Here is a 25788-nt window from a genome sequence, read left to right on the forward strand (position 1 = left end):
GCTTTCCAAGTCTGCTCGGTGCGGTTCGTGCCGGGTCGACAGCGTTCGTGCCGCAGGTGCGGGCGAGGGCGTGGACGCTGGTGATTGCCGCTGGCCGCCCAGGAACGAGACGTGAACTGAGACGACCACTCCCGGTTCGGCCCTTCAGCATCTAGGAGGCAACATCCAACCCGGTCGAGATCGTCTTCGTCTTCGCCGACCGGCTCGACGGCACCGAGCTCTATCAGTACCACCAGCCTGCTTAGAGGCGAAGAGGGCATGGTGCATCTCAGTCTGCCCATTACCTCTGGCATTCGCTCGCACGCCGCCTACCAGGGGAACCTCGTCCGGGCCCGTTGCTTTCGGCCTTGCTGTCGACACCCCCTCGCCCCGTACGGATCAACGGCCGCCTGCGAAGGGGTGTCACCGTGCATCGCAAGTATCGAATCTTGCTGACCGTCGTGAACCGGCAAGCCCGCCGGCCCCCGGCCGCCCGGTCCAACGCCGCCGCGTCCGGCAGGGTCTTCTCCGACCAGTTCGCCTTGGTGATCTGCCGTCCGTTCGGAGGATGGGCTTGGTCGATTAGGCAGGCATGCTGGGCGAGTGAGTCGACTGCACCGGTTCGTGACTGCTGGCCTTTTGGTCCTCGTCGGGGCCGCTTTGGTCTCTTTGTTGTTGTTCCTGCGGTCCGAGGGGTTGGAGCGGGCTGGCTGGTGGGCAACGGTAGCGGCTGCGGTGTTCGCCGCAGCGGGGCTAGTTGTCGCGTATCTCGCTTGGCGCCATCCTGTCACCCCGAGTGCACGCGGCGGATCCGCTCCTGCCGCTGATGGTGTCAGGGAGGCTCGGGGTAAATCCGTCGTGTCGGGTGAGCGCTCGATCGGTTCGATGTCGGGAGGTACGGCGATCACAGGCGACGGCAACGTGGTAGGTGATGGCACTGCCACCGGCTACGACACAAAATCGTGAGCGCCAAAGACAGCGACAGATCAGGGTCGTATGTCGAGGTTTCCGGCGACCGCGCGGTCGGTACGGCCACCAATAGCCTGATCATCACTGGCGACGGCAACGTCGTCCTTCGCGTTGATGGCCAGGAGTTCGCGCGGGTGGCGATGCCAGGTTCGGCTTCGGAAGCCGCCCGTCTGGTGTTCGGCGGTACCGGCCCACTGAGGTCGCCCGTGATTGGATCCTGGCTGCGCCACGATGCTGGCGTCGTTACGGCTCAGCCGCGTCCGGAGGAGCAGTGGCTGACGCAGTGGTGTCGTTCGGGGAAGGCCCCGGCCGTTCGGCTCGTGTGCGGCGCCGGCGGCCAGGGCAAGTCCTTCCTTGCCGCGCGGGTGTGCGCCGCTGTGTCGAGCTCGCACACGGCGGGCTTCGTGCGGGTGCCACCACCGAGCTGGCGCACCGCCTCGCTGGCAGAGTTGACGCGGGCCGGAGCGGAGGCCGACGGCTTGCGCCGCCGGTTGCGGAGAGTGCCGGAGCTAACCGCAGGGCTGCGGTGGCTGACTTCAGCCGGTCGCCCCTCATTGCTGGTCGTCGACTACGCCGAAAATGTGGCGCCCGTGGTCGCCGAAATGCTAGACACCATTGCCGAAGCCGGTGGGCTTGAAATCGTACGGCTGTTGCTGCTCGCGCGGTCTGAGCGCGGCTGGTGGCGCAGTATCGCCGCCGACCACGAGCAGCACGCGTGGGTAGATCCGGATCCAGTGCGTTTGGTGTCCATGACGAGCCGGTGGGACCGGCCGCAGGTTCAACAGGTGTGGTCGGAGGCAGTTGAGTCGTTCCGGAAGCTGGCAGTCACGCATGGACGGGTGCCGACCAATGGACCGCAACCACCACCCATGCGTGACTTCCCAACCACGCTTGACCTGTATGCTGATGCGCTACTGCACGCGATCGACGGGCGGGCAGCCCACGGCGACCCATTGTCAGGCGTGCTCGCGCACGAGCGGCGGCAGGTTAGCGCCGCCTTCCAGGGCAGAGGCCTCGACTGGACAGTCGAACAGCGGGACTGGGCCGTCGCTACGGTGATCCTGCGCCCCGCTGAAAGCATCGATGTTGCCGTTGATGCGCTGTCGTCATGTCCCGTCATCAAAGACCTGCCTGGGGCGGACCTGCCAGTCGCGGCCTCGGTGTTACATGACTTGTACCCGGACGACGAGGGTTCTCAGGTATGGCGAGCACCTCGTCCCGACCCCCTGGCTGACCTTCACCTGTTACAGCTGGCCGAACATGCCGCCGCCGACGCCGACTGGTTGGGCAATCTTCAAGCCTTGTGCGCGGTGCCACAGGCTGGCGTAGCGGAGCAGACCGCAGAGGTTCTACATCGCTGTATGTCCACGGCCCCCCGCGGCCGGTACGTTCCGGCGCTTCGCCGGATGGAGGCCGGCCTACGGCACCTCATCCGAGTCGCGCCGGCCCGTTACGTTCCCATCATCATTCTGCTTGATCCTGACCAGTTCACGGACGATCTCGTCGATGTGATCAGTGGTGGCACAGCGTCAGAGCAACTGCCGATCACTGAGGTGGAACAGATCGATGCGCTGCTCAGGGAACTCGGCTTTGCCACGACCCGGGCAGCCGTAGCCGTAGCCGTCTCCGAACGTCTTGTCGGTGCGTCCTCGCCACCCGTCGTACCAACGGAGGCCTCGCTCGCTCGCTATGCCGGCGAACTGAACAATCTGGCCGTCCGGTTGGGTGAGGTGGGTCGCGGCGACGAGGCCCTGGCCGCGATCGAAGAAGGGGTCACCGTCTTCCGCCGCCTCGCTGACGCCAGTCCCGGTGCCTACCTGCGCGACCTCGCTGGATCATTGAACAATCTGGCCGTCCGGTTGGGTGAGGTGGGTCGCCGCGACGAGGCCCTGGCCGCGATCGAAGAAGCGGTCGCCGCCTACCGCCGCCTCGCTGACGCCAGTCCCGGGGTCTACCTGCCCGACCTCGCTCTGTCGTTGAACAACCTGGCCGTCCGGTTGGGTGAGGTAGGCCGCCGCGACGAGGCCCTGGCTACGATCGAAGAGGCTGTCAGGATTCGCCGCCAGCTCGCCGGCACCAACCCCGCCGTCTACCTGCCCTACCTCGCTGGATCGTTGAACAATTTGGCCGTCGGGTTGGGTGAGGTGGGTCGCCGCGACGAGGCCCTGGCCGCGATCGACGAAGCGGTCGCCACCTACCGCCGGCTCGCTGATGCCAGTCCCGCCGCCTACCTGCCCGACCTCGCTCTGTCGTTGAACAACCTGGGTGGCCGGTTGGGCGAGGCGGGCCGCCGCGACGAGGCCCTGGCTACGATCGAAGAGGCTGTCAGGATTCGCCGGCAGCTCGCCGAGACCAACCCCGCCGCGTACCTGCCCAAACTCGCCACGTCGCTGACCAACTTGGCCGTCGGGTTGGGTGAGGTGGGTCGCGGCGACGAGGCCCTGGCCGCGATCGAAGAAGGGGTCACCGTCTACCGCCGGCTCGCTGATGCCAGTCCCGCCGCCTACCTGCCCGACGTCGCCCTGTCGCTGAACAACCTTTCCTCCCACTTGCATGAGGCGGGCCGCCATGACGAGGCCCTGGCCGCGATCGAAGAGGCTGTCAGGATTCGCCGGCAGCTCGCCGACACCAACCCCGCCGCGTACCTGCCCAAACTCGCCATGTCGCTGACCAACTTGGCCGTCGGGTTGGGTGAGGTGGGTCGCGGCGACGAGGCCCTGGCCGCGATCGAAGAAGCGGTCACCGCCTACCGCCAGCTCGCTGAAGCCAGTCCCGCCGCCTACCTGCCCGACGTCGCCCTGTCGCTGAACAACCTTTCCTCCCACTTGCATGAGGCGGGCCGCCACGACGAGGCCCTGGCCGCGATCGAAGAGGCTGTCAGGATTCGCCGGCAACTCGCCGACACCAACCCCGCCGCGTACCTGCCCAAACTCGCCATGTCGCTGACCAACCTGGCCATCGCGTTAAGTGAGGTGGGTCGCCGCGACGAGGCCTTGGCCATGATCGAAGAAGCCGTCACCATTCGCCGCCAGCTCGCCGACGGCAACCCCGCAGAACAGGCACGGTTGGCCGCGAGGCGACAGGGTGAAGCGGATGGGATCTGAACCTTGAGCCCTTCCGGCATGGCCCTGATCCACACCGATCGTGGCGTCCGGGCACCCGACCGGGCCAAATTCTCTCGCAGCCCCACACCGTTCCTTAAGCACCCCGCGGCCCCTCGATGCCACCGGACGGTCTTCAGGTTCCTGCACTCACGGTGAGGGTGAGTGCATCCCCTTCCGGTCGGTCTGACCCTTGCTCTGACTGCCTTCGGGTCGCTAACCGGATCCTGTCGACCATGCCAGTGCGGCACTCATCTGATGGTCTGCCGCGACCCCAGTCGCCCTTGGAGCGGCATCGGAGCACACGGTTTAGGAACGGTTTAGCCCCTTGCGGCGCCGGCCTTCCTCCTACCAGCGCATACGCCCGAACTCTCGCCACGGCCGTGCTTGATCATTCCGCGCATGTTCCGGATCTTGCCGCTCCTCGGGAGCCACGTCGGCGACGTCCGCTTTGACGGGTAGGCCGGTGCGGCCGATCGTGGGTGTGCTTCGGGCAGGTACCGGCTCGGCCTCGCGCCCACGTAGCCTCCATAGATGCCGGACATCTCTCCTCGACTCCGACGACGCATCAACACCCACTTCCCCCAACACGCCGACGTGGTGGTGAACCGGCTACACAGCCTCGATCAATTGGTCGCCGACTCCCGTCAGGATCCGGAACGGATGTTTGCAGCGGTTGTGCGCCTCGCCGAGGGCCGACTCGACAAGCTCGACCGTGCCACACGTCTGGCCCAAGACGACTGGCGTGACCTCCTGGTCGGAGCGGACTTCGGTAACGAAGACTGGCCCGCCCGCCTCTCCGCCTGGCTCGACGCTCCGGAATCGGCCGGTGACAGCGCCCGTCGTGGCCATCGGACCCCTCGTTTGTAAGTTCTGGGCGGCCTTCCGACCGCGTCCATCCCCGGCCGGCCGTTCCCCGTCCGACCCGTCACGAGCCCGTGGTCGTGCGCCGTCGTCCGTCATCGTTGCTACAGCCGCTGCTACACCCTCCGTCGGCCGGACCAGAGGATTAAGAGAACCCCCGCCGTGCCTTGGCCAACCGTCGCCGCCTCGGCAGCCGGCCCCTGCTGGGTTGGCTCACCGTGCTGCTCTGGCGTGGGGTTGGGGTCACGCAGGGGTCAGCTCTTGCTGCGGCTCATCGGCCTACTGCTCGCTAGTTAGCTCGGCCAGGTCGACGGCGCTGAGGAGTTCGGCGAGTGCGGGCTCGGTGGCGAGGTTCAGGGGTTGTAGTTCGCCGGTGCGGGCTCGTTGGTTGAGCAGCGGCTCGGTGCTGGTGTCGTTGACGATCCGGGCTGCGTCTGCTGTCTGCCACTGAACGCCGTTGAGTGCCTGGCGGTCGAACTTGGCGGCGAGTAGGCAGGAGACACGGGGCCGGCCGTAGCTGTCGGGCCCGTCCTGACGCAGCACGGCGACGCGGGCGGAGGCGATCGCGGGTGCGACGGCAAGAGCTTCCCGAACGGTGACGAGGACTTGGCCGCACACGAATTGTTTGTAGTAGGCGGCGCGGTCGCGTTGCGGGAGCTTGCGTAGGGACAGGTTGCCGGCCTGGGTGGTGGTGGGCATGCGTTCGGGCACGACCTGGTCCACGCTGGGTACGAGCACCACGAGGGAGACCTCGTCAGCGATGACGCCGACGGCGGCGCTGGGTGATTCGTTGTCCTCGAAGGCTTCCTCCAGCGTTTCCAGGACGACCTCGGGCGAGTTGCTGCACAGTTGCTGCCACCGCTGGTCGAGGTATTGCTGCCAGCCTTCCTGCTGCTCACATCGGGTCGCCCATTGCCGTTGCATCTCGGCCTCGGTCCACTGCGTGGCGAACTGCTTGGCCCGAGCTCGCTTCGCGCGCTCGAAAAGGCCGATGCCGGCCAGGGCATGCTGTTCGTAGTGCTTGTGAATGCTTGCCCGGTCCGGGGGTGCTGGTTGCGGTGCGATGGGTCGGCTGGCAGCGGGGAAGTCGACCCGGTGCAGCTCCAGGATGCGCAGGAAGGTCTGGGCCAGGCGTTGGGCCTCCTCGACTCGCTGCGCGTGTGCCGCTTGCCTCTGCTGAGCCGCGACCTGCCGCTGATAGGTCGCGGCCGACGTCGCCCGACCGCCGGAGCGGCGGCCGCCCCCGAGGGAGGTGTAGAAGCCGACGGGACCCGCGCCAGTGGAGAAGCCGGTGCGGCCGGCGCCGAAGTGCACCCGGGCCGCCCTCGGACCGACACTGGTGCGGATGCCACGAGAGGAGGCACGGATACGCACCCCGGGTGCCAGCTTGATGGAGAACCCCATCAACCGACCGTAGGCCCTGGCGCTTGAGCGACCGTTCAGCCTGCTACCTGATCACTGCTCCGCCGACTGGTCGCCCCCGGGTCCCTATCGGCCATGCTCGGATGCCCGGCCCGGCACTATCGCCGGCGTTTGCGGCTTCGGCTCGCGAACTTGTCGTAGCGCATCGTTACGATCTTGCGGGTATGTGATGCCATGCATCTACCGGCGATGGGTTCTCGCCGGCTTCTACCTTTGAGTCAAGGGGACCACTTGAAGAACAAGCTGATCGGTGCCGTCGCGGCGCTCGCCATCGCGGTCGGTGGGTCGCTCGCCGCCGCCACGCCGGCGCAGGCCGCCACCCCGGCCATCATGATCACCAAGGCCTACTACAACTCCCCGGGCAGCGACACCGGGTCGAACACCAGCCTCAACGGCGAGTACATCCGGCTGACCAACAAGCGCACCACCGCCATCAACCTGAAGTACTGGACCCTGCGCGACAAGTCCAGCCACGTCTACAAGTTCGCCAGCGACTTCAAGCTCGGTGCTGGCGCCAGCGTCTACATCCACACTGGCAAGGGCACCAACACCAGCACCCACCGCTACTGGGGCTCCGGCGCGTACATCTGGAACAACACCGGTGACGCCGCCTACCTTCGTAACTCCGCCAACACGGCGATCGACTCGTGCTCCTGGGGCAGCACCGGCAGCTACACCAACTGCTGATACAGCACGCATGAGCGCCGGCCCGCCATCAGGCGGGCCGGCGCTTCCGCTTTAGCTCCTTCACCCCCGCCCCTGTCCCCGACGGTGCCGGGACGCTCGGGACATGCTGCCTCCCTCGGTGGGCGGTGAGCAGCGGAAACGGGGCCGGTAACCGTCGGTCGAAATGCTGATACACATCGTGGCCGACCGGCCGGTTTCCAACGTTGACACTGGTCAGCACACTCGTAGAGGTGACGTACCAGCCTCCGCAGGACCCGTGGCAAGAGCCAACGCCTCCGCCACCCCCGCCGCCACCGCCCTATCAGCCGCAAGCCGGGTACGGCGGCCAGGTACCGCCGTACCCGACGGCGCAGTTCCCGGCGGCTACCAGCTGGAATCAGGCGCCGGCACGGCGGAGGGCGTCCAAGGGCAAGATCGCGCTCATCAGCGCAGGGGTGCTGGTCGTGTTGTGCTGCGGGGTGCCCGGCATCGTCGCCATCGTGTCCCCTACCAGCTCCGACAAGGACGCGACCACCCAGCCGGCCCCGACTATTCAGGCCGCGGATGCCCAGTCAACTGCAACGGAGGCAGGCCTCGCCGCCACGCCAGCAGCACCGTCGCCGACTGCGGTGACCCCCACGGTCGTGGCCACCCCAGTGGTCACGACCCGGACCGTCACCGAGACGCAGAAGATTGCGTACCAGACCAGGACCGTCAACGACTCCTCGCTACCCAAGGGCACCAGAAAGGTGACCACCCGAGGGGTCACGGGCGTCAAGACCCTCACCTACCAGGTGACCCTGACCGACGGCGTCCAGACAGCCAAGAAGCTGGTCCGCTCGCAGATCACCAAGGCACCCGTCACCCAGGTCGTCAGGGTCGGCACCAAGGTCACCCAGCAGTGCGACCCGAACTACAGCGGCGCCTGCGTACCCATCGCCAGCGACGTCGACTGCGCCGGCGGCAGTGGCAACGGCCCCGCCTACGTCGACGGGCCGGTTCGAGTGATCGGTGATGACAAGTACGACCTGGACCGAGACGGCGACGGCATCGCCTGCGACACGTGACGCGATACAGGAAGGTGCGGAGGTAGACCTGCCCCTGCCTCCGCACGCCTCATTCCTATACCCCCGGCCAGCGGCGAATCTCAGCCCCCGACAAGCGGTACGCGGAGTGGCAGTGGCAGCAGTAGAGGCATGGTTTCTGGGTGGACCTGTCGACGGGAGACTGAGGCCAGTGGAGGTCACCGCCGACGGCAGTCCACCGGCAGTGGTAAGGCTGCCTCAGATTGGCTTCTACGTCGGGGCGAGCGATGTCGCGGCGCCTGTGGTTGAGCACGTCTACGTCCTCGCTGACAAGCTTGATGGCACCGAGGTCTACCAGTACCGGCCGCCCGCTTCAGCGGTGAGAGGCTGACACCTACCGCCGGCGGAACGCCGTTCTGCAGTTGTTCGCTCGCAGACCATTGCTATGACGGTCGACACCTGTATATATCGAGGTACCGCTATCTTCGATGATCGGGAGAGCCGACCGTGACCCGCACCCTGCGATGGACCGCCACCCTACTGGCCGCCGTCACCGCCACCACCGCCCTGACCGCCGCCCCCGCCCACGCCGAGACCTACTCCGCCTACCTGCGCACCGCCGTGGCGAACCTGCCCGTCGCCACCGAGGTCCGCACCGGCTACGACCGCAGCCTGTTCCCGCACTGGATCGACGCCGATGGCGACGGCTGCAACACCCGCTACGAGGTCCTCATCGCCGAAGCCACCACCAAACCCACCGTCGGCTCCGGCTGCTCCCTGTCCGGTGGGCGCTGGTACTCCTACTACGACAACGCCTATTGGACGATCACCAGCGACCTCGACATCGACCACATGGTCCCCCTCGCCGAGGCCTGGGACTCCGGCGCCCGCAACTGGACCACCAGCCGCCGCCAGTCATACGCCAACGACCTCGGCGACTCCCGCCCCCTGGTCGCGGTCACCGACAACGTCAACCAGGCCAAGGGCGACCAGGACCCCGCCACCTGGATGCCGCCCTACAGCTCCGCCCGATGCCGCTACATCAACGAATGGGTCGCCACGAAGATCCGCTGGCGGCTCACCGTCGACACCAGCGAGAAGAACGCCCTGACCAGCTGGGCGAACTCCTGCCCCAACGTCACCATCACCGTCGTCCGCGCATTCTAGCAACCACGGGTAAGGGCGGTGCCACTCCGTACGGCTGCGCCGCCCTCGCCTCGGCGCTGACCTACGCCTTACGAGTCGGCTCCCCGCCCCTGCTCCTCCGGGTGCTCCCCGCGCACAACTGGGCGTGCCGATCCGCAATCCTCCGTCGGCGGCTGCTCGTTTGGCTGCTCGGCCTTCAGCCACCTGCCGCTGTTCACCATCCACAACCCCTGATACCCGAACGCCCCCGTTGCCTCATGGCCGCAGGGGCGCTTCGTCATGTCCAGGTTCAGGAGACCCTGACGATCTTGCACGTAATCGCGCCCGACGTAGACGCGTTCAGGATCGTCGACTCCTCACCGCGGACGGTGTCGCCGGCGGGAACGCTGCCGACGTACGCGGTGTCGGTGTCGAGGCGGGCACCGGACGCATCCCGGTACTCCACCTTCAACGTGACCCGCCGGGCCTCGCTGCCGGTGTTCTTCACCGTGTACCCGATCGTCGCGACCGAGCCGGTGCCAGTGCAGGAGGTGACCTGCACGTCGAGCTGCTCCACGGCGTTGCGGTCGCTGATCCGGCCGATCGTCACCAGGCCGACACAGATGAAGCCGAGGAACGCGACGGAGCCGAAGACGATGAGGAAGATTCCACCGGGTGTCCCCCAGAAGCTCTTCTTCCGCGGCGGCAAGGGCGGGTAGAAGCCGGGGCCGCTCGTGGCCGGGTAGATCGGCGGCTGCCCGGGCGAGGCCGGGCCGGCGGAGGTCGGGGCATACGGATGCGCGTATGGACCCGTTTGGTGGGGCGGCTGGTATGGACCGGCCTGGTGGGGCGGGTATGGACCGGCCTGGTGGGGCGGCGGGTATCCGCCGGGCGGGGGCGGTGGAGTGGGCGCGGTCATGGCGGGCACCGTACCTCCTGTCGTTGCTGCTAGCTGTCGGCTCGGTCCCGTCGGCAGGCTTTCCGTCCATTCGGTCGCCTGCTCTCTGTCCGGCCCTCGGCGGTGGCGGCGCTATTCGGCCCGCTGAAGGCACTGTCCGGCCTGACCACGCCGGCACCTCCGGCCGGGCTTGGCCGCATCGACAGCCGAGCTCTGCACGCCCGGTCCCCGGCTGTCGGCGCCCGTCGCTAACGACGGGGTCCGTCGGCGTCGCTGGCCTCGGGCCATCGTCCGGCGTTGGTCCTTTGTGGGGGGCTTTGTCCACGCCGGTTGCTGTCACCGCCGCTGTCGACGGCAACAGGAGACGCCACGCGTGGCAGACTGGCCGGCAGGCAGCAGGGTCGTCCGCGCGGTAATGGGCGGGACTCGGGGTGCGATCTGGGCCGTCAGCCCTGCTGCCCTCACGAATGCTGTCGTGACTGTTTCGTCCCGAAGGAACGCTCAAGGTCGCCTCACCAGCGCCGAAACGCGCCGTCACCCGCGTCAGCGGTCCGTCGACGTCCATGCCGTCCAGCGTTACGCCCCTCGGTCGTCACCCAGTTGGTCACTCACCCGGTCGAGGCCGAAGGCGCACCTGATGGTTGTGAGCTACGTGGTCGGCAACGACACCAACGATGATGTCACCGATGGCCGGCAGCTCCTCTCCGATTGGCAGCTGAGAGATCTCCAACAGGCCCACGGCATCTGGGTGACCCTCGATCTCGACGAAGACTCCGAAGGGCATCTGCGCCAGGACTCGGCCGCCGACGTCGGTGCCGACCGGCAGGGCTGCAACGCATCGCACCGAGGCACTCTCAGCTTGGGAATCGCCTTGATCTACACGGGGAGTGACCGATATCAAGGGGGTCTCAACACAGAGCGTTGATGCACCGTGCAGTGGCCCGCCGCTGCTGACTGGCGTTGGCCGTTGCATCGGGCACGGAACGGGCACGACGGAGGCTAGACCATGGAGATCACTTCTGGTGGCACCCCAGGGCCTCGTCTTGCCGACGATCTAGCCGATCTCGACAACAACGTCTATGGCCGCCTCCACCATGCCCCAAGAGTGAAGGTCCTGGCTGAGATGTTCGTGCTTGCAGGCTGGCGCGCCCGCGCAACCTCGTGGACCGAGTATGAGGTGGAGAACGAGTGGGTGTGCATCGAACTAGTCGAGGCATCACCCGATGAACGCCTCTTCAGCGGCGTCGTTGATCCGTCCCGCGTCGACGCGCTCGGCGCCATCCTCGCTGGTTTGGGTCTGCGCTACTCGATCGAACTGTGGAGCGACGACCGAGCGACCCTTCTGCGGGAACTCGCCGAATGACTCGTTCGGTGTGAAGGAACGATCACTGGGCGGTGAGCTGGGGGAGCGGCTTGGTTGAGCTGCACGAGCGGTCCGCCAACGTCCAGCGGCGTCCGTCCTTGCCCGCTTTCCCCTTTGATCCGGCGGGATGGCCCCGGCTGGCACTCCCATGACATGCTGGCGCTAGGGCTCTGTCCTATCTGAAGTGGGGGGTCATAGGGAATGCGTGAGGACGTCCGGCTGCGGCGCCTGGAGGTGCAGGTGCACTACGACACCTCCTTCCTCTGGCTCGACACCCGCGGTGCCCTGGGACAGGCATGGGGTTATTCCGGACGATTCGGACGCTGGCGGTTAGAACCTGAGGCTCTGGTGCTGGTCGGCGAGCACGAGACGGAAAACAATTTCGGCTCATTCGGCATGAGGCAAGCCTCCCTGGTAACGGAGGGAGGGAACGGCTGGGATTCCGCCTTCGATTTTGCCTACAGATGGATAGACGATTGCATGACCGCCGTGAGGCACATGCCCATTATCAGGCGCGTCTATATGAAGGTGGTACAGCTTCAGCCACTGAAGAACGAGTCCGAACGGTCAAAGATTCAATCCTCACTAGTGAAGCGGTTCCCAGGAATTGATGAATTCAATCCAGATGCCAATGCGGCCCTAAATAGCGGAGTCAGCTACAACTCTTCGATCAACTCTCAGTATGGACAAAGGTTGTCAACGATGGTTATCGGAGTGATGAAGCCCGAACAGCGCGCGGCTCAGTTACTTCGCGAACTTCCAGACGACGGACCGGTTGGAGATTTCGGCTACATGGCGGACTTCGATCAGAGGTTGGAGTGCAGGGCGGAAGACCTTAAACCCATCTTGACCGAGATGCGCCGGCAAGCGCGATCAACTGACCAGCACATCAGGTCCCGAGTACTTATCCCGGTGATCAAGAATGCCTAGCAACGAAGTAGATCTCGGACTCGTCCATCTAACCGACGACTCAGTTCGCACCATCAGGCGTCCGTCCTTGGCGGAGAGCGTCGATAACAAGATTGCTCCAGAGGTTGAGCCCCCGGGTCAGTCCAATAAGAAGACACAGCTCAGCGGCGCGCCAGTTTCAACTTCGCCCAGCATCATCTACGAGGGTGACTCTTACTCGCTCAACGATCTGCTAGCTAGCCACCAGGTGGTTTCAGCTGTCCTACTTAGAGATACGCCGAAACCGCAGGTCGGCAAACTGTACGAACGCCTCTGGACCGCCCTAGCAGTTTTCTCGTTCGCATGGGGAGTTATTGCCGCGTTGTCGTTTACGGTACAAGAATTTCCCCTGACACCTTCGGCAGCCACATTTGGGGTTTTCGCAACAGTGGGCCTCGTTCTAACGTTACGAAAGCTAGGTAGGGCGGAGTCATAGAGATTCCCAAGACCCCGAATCCCCTCCGGGAGTTGGCGAAGATCGTCAAAGAGATGCTGGGTGTTGAGTTCCAGACAGACGCTGGGAGGATAAACGCACTCTCGATGATTACCGGCCTCGTGGTGGTTGTCCTCATGGGAGCGGGAGATCTATTCGTCAAGGTTTGGCATTCCATCCATCCGTCAGCTCCAGCCCCCGACGGAACCATCCAAACCCTACTGCTGTTCTTCGGCTTCTGCTTCCTGTGCATGATCATGGTGACTATTTGCGAACGCAATCGAGGCAAATAGACCTCCGCTCGCGGAATCGCCATCCCGTCTGCCATCGACCCGCCCTCGGGGGAGCGGGCCACCGCCCGGCCCGCCACGTAAGCGGACCTTGACACACGTTCGGGCGCTGGCGGGTCGGGCGGTGGTCTGCTCGGCTTGCCCGGGTCGACGCAGGCGGAATGGCCTACCGCGACCACCCACGGACCGTGACCCGCCGGCGGAGCCCCGGCCATCCTGGAGCCGGAGCGCCCCCGCCGGAGGCGCCCTAACCGCAACCCCGCGACCGCCGCCAGCTCGCCGACGCGGCCGGCGTGCGTTCCCCGACGCCGCGCGGGTCTTGGCCGCGCGGCCCCGGCCGGCTGCCGGCCACCACACCACCGGTCAACGGTCTGTCGTTCTGTGGCGGCCCTCCGGGCTTCCCGCTGTCCGCGCCAGCCGCCGGGCGTTCTGCGTGGCCGGAGCGGAGCGACAGCGGAGCGCAGGTCGCGCGCCCTGGCGGCGGCGCGTGCGGCCCGTCAAGGGCCGCCTTGATAGACGTAAGGAAAGTCCTCCCACACGGCCGGCAGCCGGCTGCCCCGGATCGGCGACCGCTGGCGCCACCAGCGCTTCGATGGGTGCGGCCGCTACTCGGCCTCGGCCAGGTAGCCGACATGCGGTGACCCAGCCGCTGAGCGCACGTTGTAACCCCAACGGCGCAACGCCTGCATGATCTTTTCAGCGCCGGCCGGGTTCGCCGAGTGGACGTACACCACGCCGATGTCGAACGGGCCCTCCTCAGACGCGGCCCGCTCCAACACCTCGACGACCGGCCAGATCGTGTCGTCCTCGCCGAGGTCGTGATCCAGCCACAGCTCGTCCAACCGCTGTCCGCGGTGTCGCTCCAGCGCCTCGATGCCGTCCCTGCTGGTGCGCGCCACCTGCGCCACCCGGCCATCGACGAACGAGCGCAGATCGTCAACCAGCACGATTCCCGGCAGCTTCTCGGTAGCCACGTCACCATCCTTGGACCAGCGCCCCGCCATCGCCACCGCTATTGCGGCCCGCATATGGCGTCGGACTACGGCGGGTTGACGTGTCGGTACCCGGTGCTACTCTGACGCTCGTCGAGCACGCCAGCGCGGCCTTCCGGCCGAATCGCTGGACTTGGCGTCGGAGATACCGAGCGGCCTTCCTGCCGCTGATGCGGGCCACGTCCCGCCGGCTCTCGATCGCACCGGCCGCTGCGCCGGTCGCCCGAATCCGCTGAGCAGCCCAGCACGGCCTTCCCTGCCGTCCACGATGGCCCGGATTCGTACACGTCCACGGGTGGGGCGGCCTGCGGCAACCTCGCTGGATGCCGGCATCCCCGGCTCCCCACCCGTGCCGGGCTTGATCACCGAATGCACGAGCGCGAAAGGACACAACCCATCGGCGGAAAGTGGCGAGACCACCATTCCGCCCTCTGGCGTCAGCCGCCCTCTCAGCGGTGCCAGGAGACACGACGAACACCACCAGCGGACAGACGTCCACGGCTGGTGGTGCTTCGTCTCCCGTCCCTGCCACCCCCTGAAGAGGAGACAGCCGTGTCCACCGCACTCACCCTGTACCGTCCCGGCTTCGCCGCTGGCCGGGACGCCCAGGCCCTGCATCGCGCCGCCTCGCCGGAGTTCTCCGGCTGGCTGGAGCACACGCGGGCCGCCGGCGGCTGCGCTCGCCCGGTCCGCCTCACCGGCACCATCGCCGCCGTCGACGCCGGCACAGGCCGCATCACCCGCCGGCTGCACACCGACGAGCTGCCCGACCGGGCGCTCTACAAGGCATGCGGCAACCGCCGCGAATCGCACTGCCCGGACTGCGCCTGGGTCTACCAGGGCGACGCCTACCAAGTCGTCCACTGCGGCCTGACCGGCGGCAAGGGCGTCCCCGCCTCGGTCGGCCGGCACCCGGTCGTCTTCGCCACCTTCACCGCCCCGTCCTTCGGCGCGGTCCACCACCGGCACGTCCCCCGCCACACCTGCCGCGACCGGCAGCGCTGCGACTGCCGCCCCGCCCCCTGCCGCGCCCGCAGCAACGTCGGCACCTGCCGACACGGCCAGCCCGCGGCGTGCTTCGCCCGCCACGACGCCGACGATCCGCGGCTCGGGCAGCCGTTGTGCCTGGACTGCTACGACCACGCCCACCAGGTCGTCTGGAACGGGTTCTCCGGGGAGCTGTGGCGGCGCACCAAGCAGGCCATCGAACGCCACCTCGCCGCCCTCTGCCGCCAACGCGGCATCCCGCTCCATCGGGTTGTCACGGCCTCCGGCAAGGTCCGCTGGGTGCCGCCCGTGCGGGTCTCCCACGGCAAGGTCGCCGAGATGCAACGTCGGGCAGCCGTGCACTTCCACGTCCTGCTGCGCCTCGACGGCGTCGATCCGGACGACCTGGATGCGCTCGTGCCGCCACCGGCCTGCATTACCCTCGACGACCTAGAGGAAGCCGTCCGCGTCGCCGCCTGCCGGATCACCGTCTCCACACCCCCGCACCCCGACCGGCCGCAGGGCTGGTTGGTCGCCTGGGGCGAGCAGGTCGACGTCCGGCGCATCAACAGCGCTGGCGGCGAGCTGACCGACGGCACGGTAGCCGCCTACCTCGCCAAGTACGCCACCAAGGCCACCGAAGCCACCGGCCACTGCTCCACCCGCCTCACCCCGGCCACCATCGACGACTACGCCGACCCGGAAGGCGACCACCTCGCCCGCCTCATCGACGCCTGCTGGCACCTCGGCAGGCCCAGCCCCACCAACACCGCCAGCGGCGCCCCAACCGCCGAGCAGCGTCAAGCCCGTCTTGACACCAAACCCAACTCCTACGCCGGGCTGCGCCGATGGGCGCACATGCTCGGCTTCGGCGGCCACTTCCTCACCAAAGCCCGCCGCTACTCCGTCACCTTCGGCCTGCTCCGCGACACCCGCGCCACCTACCGCCGCACGGAAGACGACGAACCCGCCGACACCATCACCGTCGGCACCCTCACCTACATCGGTGCTGGCTGGCTCTCCGAAGGTGATGCCCTGCTCGCGAACACCGCCGCAAGACAGCGGCGGGAGGCCAGACGCATTGGCCGGGAAGAACTCGCCCACGAGGCCTGGCTCGCCGGGGCCGCCGCATGAGCCGGAACCTCACCCCGCGCTGGTACTCACCCGCCGAGGTCGCCGTTCTGCTCGGCTTCGGCATCTCCAAGGTCAAGTCGAAGATCGCCACCGGCGAGCTGCGCTCCATCAAGGACGGCAAGTACCGCCGCATCCTCCCCGAATGGGTCGACGACTACATCCGCGAACAGGTCGAACGCCAGGAGGCCGCCTAATGCCGGGTCGCTCTCGCGCGAACGGGGAAGGGTCGATCTTCCCCTACCGCAACGGCTTCGCCGCCTACGTCTGGGTCGCCAAGCCCGACGGCAAGCGCACCCGCAAGTACGTCTACGGGCAGACCCGTGAAGCAGTCCACGAAAAGTGGATCAGGCTGCACCAGCAGGCCAAGGCCGGGCCGGTCGTCACCCGCCTGCCCACCCTCGCCGGCTACCTCGACTCGTGGCTCCGCGATGTCGTCGAGCCGAACCTGGCCCCCGCCACGGCGGCCAACTACGACATGTTCGTCCGCCTCTACATCACGCCGGGGCTGGGCTCCCGCCGCCTCGACAAGCTGACGGTCCGGGATGTGCAGACCTGGCTCAACCAGCTCCGGTCCGCCTGCCAGTGCTGCCTACAGGGCAAGGACGCCGCCCGGCCTGAGGGCAAGCGGAAGTGCTGCGCCTCCGGCCGCTGCTGCCAACGGGCCGTCTCCGAACGGACCGCCCGCGACGCCTGGACGACGCTCCGCGCCGCGTTGAACAACGCCGTCCGGGACGAGCTGCTGACCCGAAACCCGGCAGCGCTGCTCCGGGTAGCCAAGCCCCGCCCGCGCAAGGACAAGCCGTGGTCCGTTAACGAGGTCCGCCAGTTCCTGGAATCGGCCCGCGCCGACGGCGACCCGCTCTACGCCGCGTACGTCCTGATCCTCGTGCTCGGGCTGCGCCGGGGTGAGGTGCTGGGCCTGCGATGGGAGGACGTCGACCTGGCCGCCAACGAGCTGTCGGTGGCCTACCAGCTCCAGCGCATCCGCCGGCAGCTCCTGCACCGGGAGACCAAGACCGAGGCGTCGAACGCCACCCTGCCCCTGCCGGCCATCTGCACCGCTGCCCTGCGGTCTCGCCAGGAAGATCAGAAGCGGCACCGGGAGCACGCCGGCCGGGCCTGGCAGGACAACGGCCTGGTCTTCACCACCCGGCTCGGGACGCCGATCGAGCCGAGGAACTTCCACCGGGAGTTCAAGACGCGCTGCCGCAAGGCGGGCGTCCGGGAGATCTCCGTGCACACCACCCGGCGCACCTGCGCCACCCTGCTGGTGGCCCTCGACGTGCACCCCCGGGTCATGATGCGGATCCTGCGGCACAGCCAGATCGCCGTGACCATGAACATCTACGCCCAGGTCGCCTCGGAGGCGACCGAAACCGCCCTCACCAGGCTCGGCGAGCAGTTCCTCTAGCCACAGCCAGCCTCATCCGTAGGCGTACTCGTCCACGTCAAGCTCCGCTCGCGTCAGTCGGAGGAACTCCAACACCCGGCCGTCAAGGTGCCAGCCAAACAACTGGTGCTGACCGGCGAGCTTCTCCAGTCCTTCGACCGGGCCGGTCAGGTCTTCTTCCTCGCCGTCCGGATGCTCGAACACACGGACGACTTGCAGCACGCTCGCGCCCGGCTCTCCATCGATGGCGTCCAGCTCTGCGGCAAGTCTGCCGATGCGTTCCGCGTGGTCGAAGAGCCGATCCACGATCCGGTTGATCTGCTCGTCCACCGTCAACCCGGGCTTGCGACAGGTGATCTTCCACCGGTGGCTGGCGGGCCTGGGCGGGCTGGCCACGCGGCTGCCACGAACGGCAATCTCGTCTGCTTCGATGCCGAGCCTCGCCGTGATCTCGGCGGCCGAAACCCGCTCGGAGCTCAGCGCGAAGTACACGTACTGCGAGACGATCACCGAGGGACCCTACCTGCGCACGTACCTTCGGCGCTGCTGTACTCCACTGCTGTACAAGATCGAAAAAGGCCGTCTCCCACCACGGGAAACGGCCTTTGAACTGGGTGGAGTTGAGGGGATTCGAACCCCTGACCCCCTCGATGCGAACGAGGTGCGCTACCGGACTGCGCCACAACCCCTCCGCCGGCGAACCAGCGTCGGTCCCACCCGGCTTTCACCGGGCGGGCCGGCGACAAGGCTAACAGGTCGACGGCCTCCACCGCGAATCACCCCTCCGGCGCGACGCCGAATGATCAACTCCATCCCCGCCTGCGTGGATCAAGGAAGGTCAGGCGGAGTGGGAGCCTCGGCCGGACTGGTAGGGCCGGCCGCGAAGGCCGCCCGCCCGCCGGTAGGAGACGGAGCCGCCGGCGGCCGCCGCCGGGAGGTCCGCCGGCCGGTCCAGCCCCATCGCCGTACGGCGGACCGCCTCGCGCTGGGCGGCCAGGCGGCGCTGGGCCTCGCGGCGGGCGGCGGCGCGGCGGGCCTGCTCCCGGCGCACCTCGGCCTGCCGGGCGGCCAGCCAGGCTGCCTCCCGGGCCTCCGCGCGCCGCCGCCGGCGCTCGGCGAGGGCGCGCTGCCGCAGGTGTACGACGTACGCCACCAGCAGCATCCCGGTCACCGAGAAGCTGATCCAGAACCCGGGGCTGACCAGGATCACGCCGATCAGCTCGACGAAGTTGAGCAGCAGCAGCGCGGCGAGCACCCGGCGACGGCGGTAGATCGCCGGGGTGTGGTGGCGCCGCTGCGGCGGGTGCCGCCGGCGGGACTTGTTCGCGGCGGCTGGCACGGCGCGCAGCCGCTTGGCGCGGCGCGCGGCGGGCGGCGCGGAGATCGGGGCGCTCAGACCCCCCGTGGTCAAATCCTCACTCAAAGTGACGACGAGGGAGCGGGACGGGTTGACCGGTCGCCGTCCCGGCACAGTGCGGCGCCGTCGGCGGCGCTGGAGCACCCGCGCCGTCGACTGCGCCCGCTCCGCCACCAGCCGCTCGGTGGCGTCGTACCGGCGGACCAGCGCCGGCGCGAGGGCGAGCAGACCGGCGGCGGCGAGGACGGCGAGGAGCACCGACGTCGGCACCCTCACCCCTCCCGTCACCGAGTTCGGGGCAACCGCCGGTCGGCCGCAGGATCTTCCCCGGATGGTCGTCCACGGCGCAGATCCTGCGGGCGGGCAGCGCTTGCCACAGCTTGCAGTTACTTGAGGTTACGGGCCGTCGACCGAGTTGACCGTGCGCCGCGCCGGGCCCCGAGCGTGGGGCGCTTCACCCTCGCCTGTCACGTACGCGGTGCCAGCGGGCCAACAGTCCACCTTCGGCGGCGACTTCCTCATTGGTCATCGCGTATCCGATGTGGTCACGCCAGGCACCGTCGATGTGCATGTAGCGCACGTGGTACGCCTCCTCGCGGAAGCCGAGTTTCTCCACCACCCGCCGCGACGGCCGGTTCTCCGGGCGGATGTTCACCTCGACCCGGTGCAGCCCACCCGGGCCGAACGCGTGGTCCACGGCGAGCGCCACCGCGGTGGGGATCACCCCGCGACCGGCCACCCGGGAGTCCACCCAGTACCCGACGTACCCGGAGCAGAACGCCCGCCGGACGATGCTGCCGATGTTGAGGTGACCGACCAGCCGCTCCTGCCCGTCCTCGCGCAGGCAGACCGCGAACGGCATGCCGTCGCCGGTACGCGCCGAACGTCGCTGGTCGGCGTGGACGTAGCGGAACGCGGCGGGCGAGTTCACCTCGTCCCAGGTGCCCGGCAGGTGCGACTCCCACGGGGCGAGCCAGACCCGGTTGGCCCGCCGGATCTCCGACCAGGCAGCGGCGTCCGAGCGTCGGTACGGCCGCAGCACCACCGGACCGTCCACCAGCACCGCCGGCCACCCGGGCGGCCGCTGGAACCAGCTCACCGACGCCGGTCCAGCAGGAGCACATCCACAGTGGATCCCGCAGCCGCCGTGGTCACCCGCTCGCCCAGCACCAGCAGCCCGTTGGCCTCGGCCAGGCCGGAGAGGGTGAACGGCCCCCCGCTGAGCGGCTGCACGGTGTAGCCGCCGCCACGCCGCTCGGCCACGTGCGCGGGGCGGAACTCGCGCAGCCCGCTGGGCGACGAGACGGTCTCCAGCAGATGCGCCCGGACGCTGGGCCGGAACACCGGCTCCGCCCCGGCGAGCAACTGGATGGCGGGCCGGGCCAGCACCTCGAAGCCGATCAGCGCCGCGCCGGGCTCACCGGGAAGACACACCACCGGCACCTCCTCGGCGCCGACCGTACCGAATCCGAGGGCCGTTCCGGGATAGAGAGCGACCTCGGTGAAGGTCACCGGCCCGGCCCGGCCGCCGTCCCGGCGGGACAGGATCCGGCGGACCATGTCGCCGGGGCCGGTGCCGGTGCCGCCGGTGGTGATGATCAGGTCGGCTCGCAGGGTCTGGTCCTCCAGCAGGCCGCGCAGCGCCTCCGGGTCGTCGTCGCAGATCCCGACCCGGTACGCCAGCGCGCCGGCCTCGGCGGCGGCGGCGGTAAGCGCGTGTGAGTTGGCGTCCACCACCTGCCCGGGCTGGCTGCCCCGGCCCACGTCGACCAGTTCGTCGCCGGTGGCCACGATGACCACCCGCGGGCTGGGCCGGACCACCACGTGCCCGATGCCGGTGGCGGCGAAGACGGCGACCAGGGCCGGCGAGACGTACGTGCCGGCGCGGGCGAGCAGGGTGCCGGCGGGCAGTTCCTCACCGGCGCGGCGGACGCCGTACCCGCGCTTGGGGGCGCGGAAGATCTCCACCGCGGCCATGCCCTGGTCGGTCCACTCCACCGGGACCACCACGTCGGCGGCGATCGGCAGCGGCGCACCGGCGGCCACCGAGAAACAGGAACCGGGGGTGAGCCGGACCGGCCGCCAGCTCGCCGCGCCGAGGTCGCCGACCACGTTCAGCCGGATGCTGTGGCCGCCGGGCGTGCCGGAGGGGGCCGGGACGTATCCCAGGCCCCGGCTCCCCCCGGAGATGTCCTCCCAGCGCGCGGCGTACCCGTCCACCGCCGCCTGGTCGAAGGCGGGGAACGCGTGCGGCGCGACGACGTCCTCGGCGAGGACGTTGCCGTACGCCTGGGTGAGGTCGAGGTCGAGCGGAGGCAGCGCGCGTAACCTGCGCAGCACGCTGCCCAGGTAGTCGGCGAGCGGCGTCAACTCGTTCGCGGCCGCCTCGGCGTCGGCCGTCGCGGTCATGTACTGGGACCGCCCGACGCGTCGGAGTTGACGAACTCGGTCAGCCACTTGCGGAACTCGGCGCCCAGGTCGTCCCGCTCGACGGCGATCTGCACGACGGTCTGGAGGTAGCCCAGCGGCATGCCGGTGTCGTAGCGGGTGCCCCGGTAGACGATGGCGTGCACCGGAGTGCCCTCGTTGCGCAGCAGCTCCATCGCGTCGGTCAGCTGGATCTCGCCGCCGCTGCCCGGCTCGGTGCGCCGGATCGCGTCGAAGATCGTCGCGGGCAGCACGTACCGACCGAGGACGGCCAGGTTGCTCGGGGCGTCCTCCGGCTTGGGCTTCTCCACCATGCCGGTCACCCGGACGACCTCGCCGACGTCGGTCAGCTCCGACTCGGCCGGCTCGACCGAGGCGATGCCGTACCGCTTGGTGTCGGCCGGGTCGACCTCGAAGAAGGCGAGCACGATGCCGCCGGTACGGGCCTGGAGCTCCAGCATGGCCGGCAGCAGCGGCTCGGACGGCTTGACGAACTCGTCGCCCAGCAGCACCGCGAAGGGCTGCTCGCCGACGTGCAACTCGGCGTACCCGACGGCGTGGCCAAGGCCGAGCTGCTCGGGCTGCCGGCAGGTGTAGATCTCTGCCAGTTCGCTGGGGCGCTGCACGGCGGCCAGCAGCTCGGGCTTTTCCGTCAGCCGGGCCTCCAGGTCGGGGCGGCGGTCGAAGTGGTCCACCATCGACGTCTTGCCCCGCCCGGTGATCAGCAGCACGTCGCCGATCCCGGCCTGGGTGGCCTCCTCGACGATGTACTGCAGCACCGGCCGGTCCACCACCGGCAGCAGTTCCTTGGGCACCGCCTTGGTCGCCGGCAGGAACCGCGTGGCCAGGCCGGCGGCCGGGATCACGGCCTTGAACGCGCGTGGACGACCGGTCGCGGCGATCGTTGAGGGGTTCGCTGAGTGCTCCGACATGTCGCGAGACTATCGGCCACGGCCCTGCCGCGGCGGGTGAGGACCGGAAGACGCGCCGCCCGTGGCCGCGCCCGCGGCGTCCACGGCACCCGCCCGGGGCAGTCCGTCCGGCGGGCTGGCCGCCCCGGCCACCACCGGGATCTCCTGGGTGGGCGGCGGGTCGGGAAGCTGGGCGAGCCGGTAGCCGTCCCGGCCGGCGGCCTTGGCCGCGTACAGGGCGTCGTCCGCCGCGTCCAGCACCTGCTGCCCGGAGGCGGCGTGGTCGGGGTAGACGGCGATGCCGATGGAGACGGTCACCGGCACCAGCACCGGCTCGCCACCGTTCGAGTCCACCCGCACCGGGCTGCCCCGGACCACCGCGCCGAGCCGTTCGGCGACGATGGTCGCGCCCCGGGCGTCGGTTTCCGGCAGCAGCACCACGAACTCCTCGCCGCCGTGCCGGAAGGCCAGGTCCACCTCGCGGATCTCCCCGCGTACCCGGCGGGCGAACTCGACCAGGACCGCGTCCCCGGCGGTGTGGCCCCAGGTGTCGTTGACGTCCTTGAACCGGTCCAGGTCCAGCGCCAGCACGCTGAGCATCCGGCCGAACCGGTTGGCCCGTTCCACCTCCCGCCGGATCGACTCGCGCAGGTAGCGGTAGTTCCACAGCCCGGTGAGCGGGTCGGTCAGCGACAGCCGCTGCGCCTCCTCGTGCACCCGCACGTTGTCCACCGCGACCGCGGCGTGCCCGGCGAAGGTACGCAGTGTCTCCAGATCGTCGTCGTCGAACTCGTCGCCACCGAGCCGGTCGTAGAGGGCCAGCACGCCCAGCGTCCCGCCCCCGCCCGCGCCGCCGTCACCGTCCGCGCCGGCCGGCGGGTGCCCCGGCCGGTCGGGGCCACCGCGCCCGCCCAGGTCCGCCGCCCCGGGCGCGGAGAAGGGCACGGCGACGTACGTCTCGCAGAGCGGTTCCGCGGTCGGCGTGGCCGTCGGCTCCCACCGGCCGCGCAGCGGCTCCCCCGTGGCGACCACCGTGCCGATCACCCCGGCGCCGACCGGCACCCGCACCGTCGCCGGGTCGGCCGGATCTTCGACCGGCCAGCGCCCCTCCAGCCCTTCGGCGCACTGGGCGACCAGCACACCGTCGGGGTCGAGCAGCAGCACCGCCCCGGCCCGGGCGCCGGTCGCCGCGATCGCGCTGTGCAGGATCACCCGCAGGATGCGTTCCAGGTCGTGGGTGCTGGCCAGCGTGTCGCCGAGCACCGCCAGGTGACCGCGCAGCTGGTCGCGGCTGCTGGTCAGCGCGGTGACATAGGTGCCGGTCTCCCGGGTCATCCGGTTGAAGGCGAGGGCGAGTCGGCCGATCTCGTCCCGGCTGCGCACCGGCACCCGGGCGGTCAGGTCGCCGTGCGCCACCCGGTCCACCGCCCCGGCCAGCTGCATCAGGGGCCGGGTGGTGGCCCGGGCCAGTCGCCAGGCGGCCAGCACCGCCAGCAGCGCGGCCAGCACCACCGCGCTGACCAGCGCGGCGTACAGGCCGGGCGGCCGCTCCCCGGGTACCGAGAGCACCAGCGGCAGCGGCTGCCCCGGGGACGGGCCGAGCCGACGGACGTACCGGCCGTCGGCGGTCTCGGTGACCCGGTCCCCGTCGGCGCGGTCGGCGGCGGCCAGCACCGCCGCGCGTACCTCCCGGTTCTCGGTGGTGTGGGTGACCCGGACCGGGCCGGCGGCGTCGTCGAGGAGGGTGATCGCGACGCCGGTCACCGCGGCGAGGCGCGCGACGAACGCCGGGTCGACGGATTGGGCGGCGACGACCGTGCCCAGGTCGGTGCCGGCGGGGTCGCGGAGCTGGACCCGGGCGGCGAGCGCGCCGACCGGACCGCCGGGCGCCGGGTCGCCGGAGCAGTCCTGCCACGGCTCGGCGGGGCCGCCGGCGGTGGCGTAGGTGAAACGGCCGGCCGTGTCGGTGACCCGGACGGCGGCGGCCAGACCCCGGCCGACCACCTGGGCCGCCGCGCCGGAGCGGGCGGCGGGGTCGGTGACCAGCGCGACCGCGTCGGCCGCGGCGCGCAGTTGCTGACAGAGCGCATCCACCGAGGTACGCACCCCGGCGGCGGCCAGCCCGAGCCGCTCGGTGGCGCGGCTCCGGTCGACGGCCGCCATGGTCGAGCCGACGAAAAACGCGCCGAGCAGGACGGGGCCGAGCACCACCGCGAGGAAGGCCGCCGTCAACCGCCCGCGTAGCGTCAACGCTTCCCCCCGGAAGTTGCACGCCCGATGTTGCGATGCTGACACAGAGCTACGCTCTGGCGAGCGTTGGGTGAGGAGTGTTGCGTTGCCGGAATTTGCTGATGAAGCGGAAGGGCCGCACGAGGCCAAGCGCGAGACCCGAATCACGCTGCTCGCCCACCGCCGGGCCCTGACCGGTGCGCAGCGTGCCGACGCCGCCGCGCGGGTCCAGGCCGAGCTGGTCGCCCTGGTACGCCGGCTGCGTCCGACCCGGATGACCGGGTACGTCCCGGTCGGGTCGGAGCCCGGCGGCGCGGACCTGCCGGCGGTGCTACGGGCGGTACTGGCGCCGGAGGCGGAGCTGCTGCTGCCGGTGCTCCGCGACGACCTCGACCTGGACTGGGCGGTATACACCGATTCGGCGTCACTGGTCGCGGCGGGACGCGGGTTGCGCGAACCCGCCGGCCCCCGGCTGGGGCGATCCGCGGTGGTCGACGCGCAGCTGGTGGTCGTGCCCGCCCTGGCGGTGGACCATCGAGGGTTGCGGCTCGGCCGTGGCGGCGGCTCGTACGACCGGGCGCTGGCCCGGGTGCCCGTGTCGACCGTCACGGTGGCGCTGCTGCACGACGGGGAGCTGGTCGCGCAGGTCCCCGCCCAGCCGCACGACCGTCCGGTCCGCGCCGTGATCACGCCCGCCGGCGGGCTGCGTACCCTTGCGGAGGCACCCGGTGTGGGACCGCCCGCTTCCGCTGGACGAAGCCGGGTCGGATGACGCACCATTGGCACTCGAATACGTCGAGTGCCAACCGGCCGTGCCAGATCCGGAGGAGAACGTGCCCACGTACCAGTACGCCTGCACCACGTGCGGCCACCAGCTCGAGGCGGTGCAGTCCTTCTCTGACGAGCCGCTGACCGAGTGCCCGGCGTGTGAGGGGCGGCTGCGCAAGGTCTTCAACTCGGTCGGCATCGTCTTCAAGGGCTCGGGCTTCTACCGCACCGACTCGCGCTCGTCCGGCGCGGACGCCACGTCGAGCACCCCGGGCAAGCCGGCGAAGTCGGAGTCCTCCTCCGGCGGCGACGCCGGCTCGTCCAGCTCCGGCTCGACGAACGGCTCGTCCTCCTCGTCCGGCGCCAGCTCGACCAAGACCCCGGCGGCCAGCACCTCCAGCTCGTCGTCCTCCTCGTCCTGACGCCGGTGCCGTGAGCCGGCCAGGTCGCCGGCTCACGCGTCATGATCATGCTGCCGGCTTAGCAGATCGCGTCCCGGTGTGGGCATTG

At 69.4% G+C, this 25788-nt stretch carries 24 protein-coding genes and 1 tRNA gene; 15 read left to right on the top strand and 10 right to left on the bottom strand.

The annotated features are described in order from the left end of the window. The first annotated feature begins 941 nt into the window (after positions 1–941). Together I8N68_RS33870 and I8N68_RS09800 are read left to right on the top strand one after the other, a co-directional pair. Positions 942–4052, top strand: coding sequence for a tetratricopeptide repeat protein (locus tag I8N68_RS33870; protein WP_200209558.1), 3111 nt, complete (start codon positions 942–944; stop codon positions 4050–4052). Positions 4053–4583: 531 nt separating this feature from the next. After that, positions 4584–4919 (top strand): hypothetical protein, encoded by a 336-nt coding sequence (locus I8N68_RS09800; RefSeq protein ID WP_200209559.1) that lies wholly within the window; start codon positions 4584–4586, stop codon positions 4917–4919. Between the two features lie 273 nt (positions 4920–5192). On the opposite strand, the gene I8N68_RS09805 is transcribed toward I8N68_RS09800, so the two are convergent. After that, positions 5193–6317, bottom strand: coding sequence for a DUF4236 domain-containing protein (locus tag I8N68_RS09805; RefSeq protein ID WP_200209560.1), 1125 nt, complete (start codon positions 6315–6317; stop codon positions 5193–5195). A 249-nt stretch (positions 6318–6566) separates the two neighbouring features. On the opposite strand from I8N68_RS09805, the gene I8N68_RS09810 reads away from it, so the two are divergent. The 4 genes from I8N68_RS09810 to I8N68_RS33575 all read left to right on the top strand — a co-directional run bounded on the left by I8N68_RS09810 (position 6567) and on the right by I8N68_RS33575 (position 9193). Further along, complete coding sequence (locus I8N68_RS09810) at positions 6567–7022, top strand: lamin tail domain-containing protein (protein ID WP_234039183.1); 456 nt, start codon at positions 6567–6569, stop codon at positions 7020–7022. Positions 7023–7456: 434 nt separating this feature from the next. Then, a complete protein-coding gene (locus I8N68_RS09815; RefSeq protein ID WP_307812724.1) occupies positions 7457–8068 on the top strand; it encodes a G5 domain-containing protein in 612 nt (203 codons plus the stop codon). Beyond that, a complete protein-coding gene (locus I8N68_RS34545) occupies positions 8016–8417 on the top strand; it encodes a DUF8847 domain-containing protein (protein WP_504739816.1) in 402 nt (133 codons plus the stop codon). Before I8N68_RS09815 ends, I8N68_RS34545 begins: the two co-directional genes overlap by 53 nt. 116 nt (positions 8418–8533) lie before the next feature. Beyond that, positions 8534–9193 carry an HNH endonuclease family protein gene (locus I8N68_RS33575; protein WP_200209563.1) on the top strand — a complete coding sequence of 220 codons (660 nt, stop codon included), beginning with the start codon at positions 8534–8536 and terminating at the stop codon, positions 9191–9193. Positions 9194–9461: 268 nt separating this feature from the next. On the opposite strand, the gene I8N68_RS09830 is transcribed toward I8N68_RS33575, so the two are convergent. After that, the gene (locus tag I8N68_RS09830; protein ID WP_200209564.1) at positions 9462–9860 is read right to left on the bottom strand and encodes an FxLYD domain-containing protein; all 399 of its coding nucleotides are present in this window, start codon (positions 9858–9860) and stop codon (positions 9462–9464) included. Positions 9861–10686: 826 nt separating this feature from the next. On the opposite strand from I8N68_RS09830, the gene I8N68_RS09835 reads away from it, so the two are divergent. From I8N68_RS09835 to I8N68_RS09850, 4 genes are all read left to right on the top strand, one after another. Continuing rightward, positions 10687–10974 (top strand): hypothetical protein, encoded by a 288-nt coding sequence (locus I8N68_RS09835; RefSeq protein WP_200209565.1) that lies wholly within the window; start codon positions 10687–10689, stop codon positions 10972–10974. Between the two features lie 81 nt (positions 10975–11055). After that, positions 11056–11412, top strand: a complete 357-nt coding sequence (locus tag I8N68_RS09840) for a hypothetical protein (protein WP_200209566.1) — start codon at positions 11056–11058, stop codon at positions 11410–11412. Positions 11413–11613: 201 nt separating this feature from the next. After that, positions 11614–12342 carry a hypothetical protein gene (locus I8N68_RS09845; RefSeq protein ID WP_200209567.1) on the top strand — a complete coding sequence of 243 codons (729 nt, stop codon included), beginning with the start codon at positions 11614–11616 and terminating at the stop codon, positions 12340–12342. A 486-nt stretch (positions 12343–12828) separates the two neighbouring features. Then, positions 12829–13086, top strand: coding sequence for a hypothetical protein (locus I8N68_RS09850; RefSeq protein ID WP_200209568.1), 258 nt, complete (start codon positions 12829–12831; stop codon positions 13084–13086). Positions 13087–13688: 602 nt separating this feature from the next. On the opposite strand, the gene I8N68_RS09855 is transcribed toward I8N68_RS09850, so the two are convergent. Next, positions 13689–14087 carry a cyclic-phosphate processing receiver domain-containing protein gene (locus I8N68_RS09855; RefSeq protein ID WP_200209569.1) on the bottom strand — a complete coding sequence of 133 codons (399 nt, stop codon included), beginning with the start codon at positions 14085–14087 and terminating at the stop codon, positions 13689–13691. 540 nt (positions 14088–14627) lie between these two features. Here I8N68_RS09855 and I8N68_RS09860 point away from each other — a divergent pair. The 3 genes from I8N68_RS09860 to I8N68_RS09870 are packed head-to-tail and all read left to right on the top strand — an operon-like array spanning position 14628 to position 17607. Continuing rightward, complete coding sequence (locus I8N68_RS09860) at positions 14628–16196, top strand: replication initiator (RefSeq protein WP_200209570.1); 1569 nt, start codon at positions 14628–14630, stop codon at positions 16194–16196. Continuing rightward, complete coding sequence (locus I8N68_RS09865) at positions 16193–16390, top strand: helix-turn-helix domain-containing protein (RefSeq protein ID WP_200209571.1); 198 nt, start codon at positions 16193–16195, stop codon at positions 16388–16390. Before I8N68_RS09860 ends, I8N68_RS09865 begins: the two co-directional genes overlap by 4 nt. Next, positions 16390–17607 carry a tyrosine-type recombinase/integrase gene (locus tag I8N68_RS09870; RefSeq protein WP_200209572.1) on the top strand — a complete coding sequence of 406 codons (1218 nt, stop codon included), beginning with the start codon at positions 16390–16392 and terminating at the stop codon, positions 17605–17607. The genes I8N68_RS09865 and I8N68_RS09870 overlap by 1 nt, the downstream gene beginning before the upstream one ends. A 12-nt stretch (positions 17608–17619) precedes the next feature. On the opposite strand, the gene I8N68_RS09875 is transcribed toward I8N68_RS09870, so the two are convergent. The 7 genes from I8N68_RS09875 to I8N68_RS09905 form a co-directional block, all read right to left on the bottom strand. Continuing rightward, positions 17620–18096 (bottom strand): DUF4279 domain-containing protein, encoded by a 477-nt coding sequence (locus I8N68_RS09875; protein WP_200209573.1) that lies wholly within the window; start codon positions 18094–18096, stop codon positions 17620–17622. A gap of 105 nt (positions 18097–18201) precedes the next feature. After that, positions 18202–18275: transfer RNA gene (locus I8N68_RS09880), tRNA-Ala, on the bottom strand. A 149-nt stretch (positions 18276–18424) separates the two neighbouring features. Continuing rightward, entirely contained in the window at positions 18425–19219 is a 795-nt protein-coding gene (gene sepX, locus I8N68_RS09885) for a divisome protein SepX/GlpR (RefSeq protein WP_200209574.1), read from the bottom strand. A gap of 178 nt (positions 19220–19397) precedes the next feature. Then, entirely contained in the window at positions 19398–20006 is a 609-nt protein-coding gene (locus I8N68_RS09890) for a GNAT family N-acetyltransferase (protein ID WP_200209598.1), read from the bottom strand. A gap of 32 nt (positions 20007–20038) precedes the next feature. Next, the gene (locus tag I8N68_RS09895; protein ID WP_200209575.1) at positions 20039–21352 is read right to left on the bottom strand and encodes a molybdopterin molybdotransferase MoeA; all 1314 of its coding nucleotides are present in this window, start codon (positions 21350–21352) and stop codon (positions 20039–20041) included. Next, positions 21349–22302, bottom strand: a complete 954-nt coding sequence (locus I8N68_RS09900; RefSeq protein WP_200209576.1) for a UTP--glucose-1-phosphate uridylyltransferase — start codon at positions 22300–22302, stop codon at positions 21349–21351. Before I8N68_RS09900 ends, I8N68_RS09895 begins: the two co-directional genes overlap by 4 nt. 9 nt (positions 22303–22311) lie before the next feature. Further along, complete coding sequence (locus I8N68_RS09905) at positions 22312–24531, bottom strand: GGDEF domain-containing protein (RefSeq protein ID WP_200209577.1); 2220 nt, start codon at positions 24529–24531, stop codon at positions 22312–22314. Positions 24532–24616: 85 nt separating this feature from the next. Between I8N68_RS09905 and I8N68_RS09910 the strand changes: the two genes are divergently transcribed. Continuing rightward, positions 24617–25282, top strand: coding sequence for a 5-formyltetrahydrofolate cyclo-ligase (locus tag I8N68_RS09910; RefSeq protein WP_200209578.1), 666 nt, complete (start codon positions 24617–24619; stop codon positions 25280–25282). 40 nt (positions 25283–25322) lie between these two features. Continuing rightward, positions 25323–25700, top strand: a complete 378-nt coding sequence (locus I8N68_RS09915) for an FmdB family zinc ribbon protein (RefSeq protein ID WP_307812727.1) — start codon at positions 25323–25325, stop codon at positions 25698–25700. The last annotated feature ends 88 nt before the right edge of the window (positions 25701–25788 follow it).

This window comes from Micromonospora coerulea, from assembly GCF_016598485.1.
GTDB classification, from domain to species: domain Bacteria; phylum Actinomycetota; class Actinomycetes; order Mycobacteriales; family Micromonosporaceae; genus Micromonospora; species Micromonospora coerulea.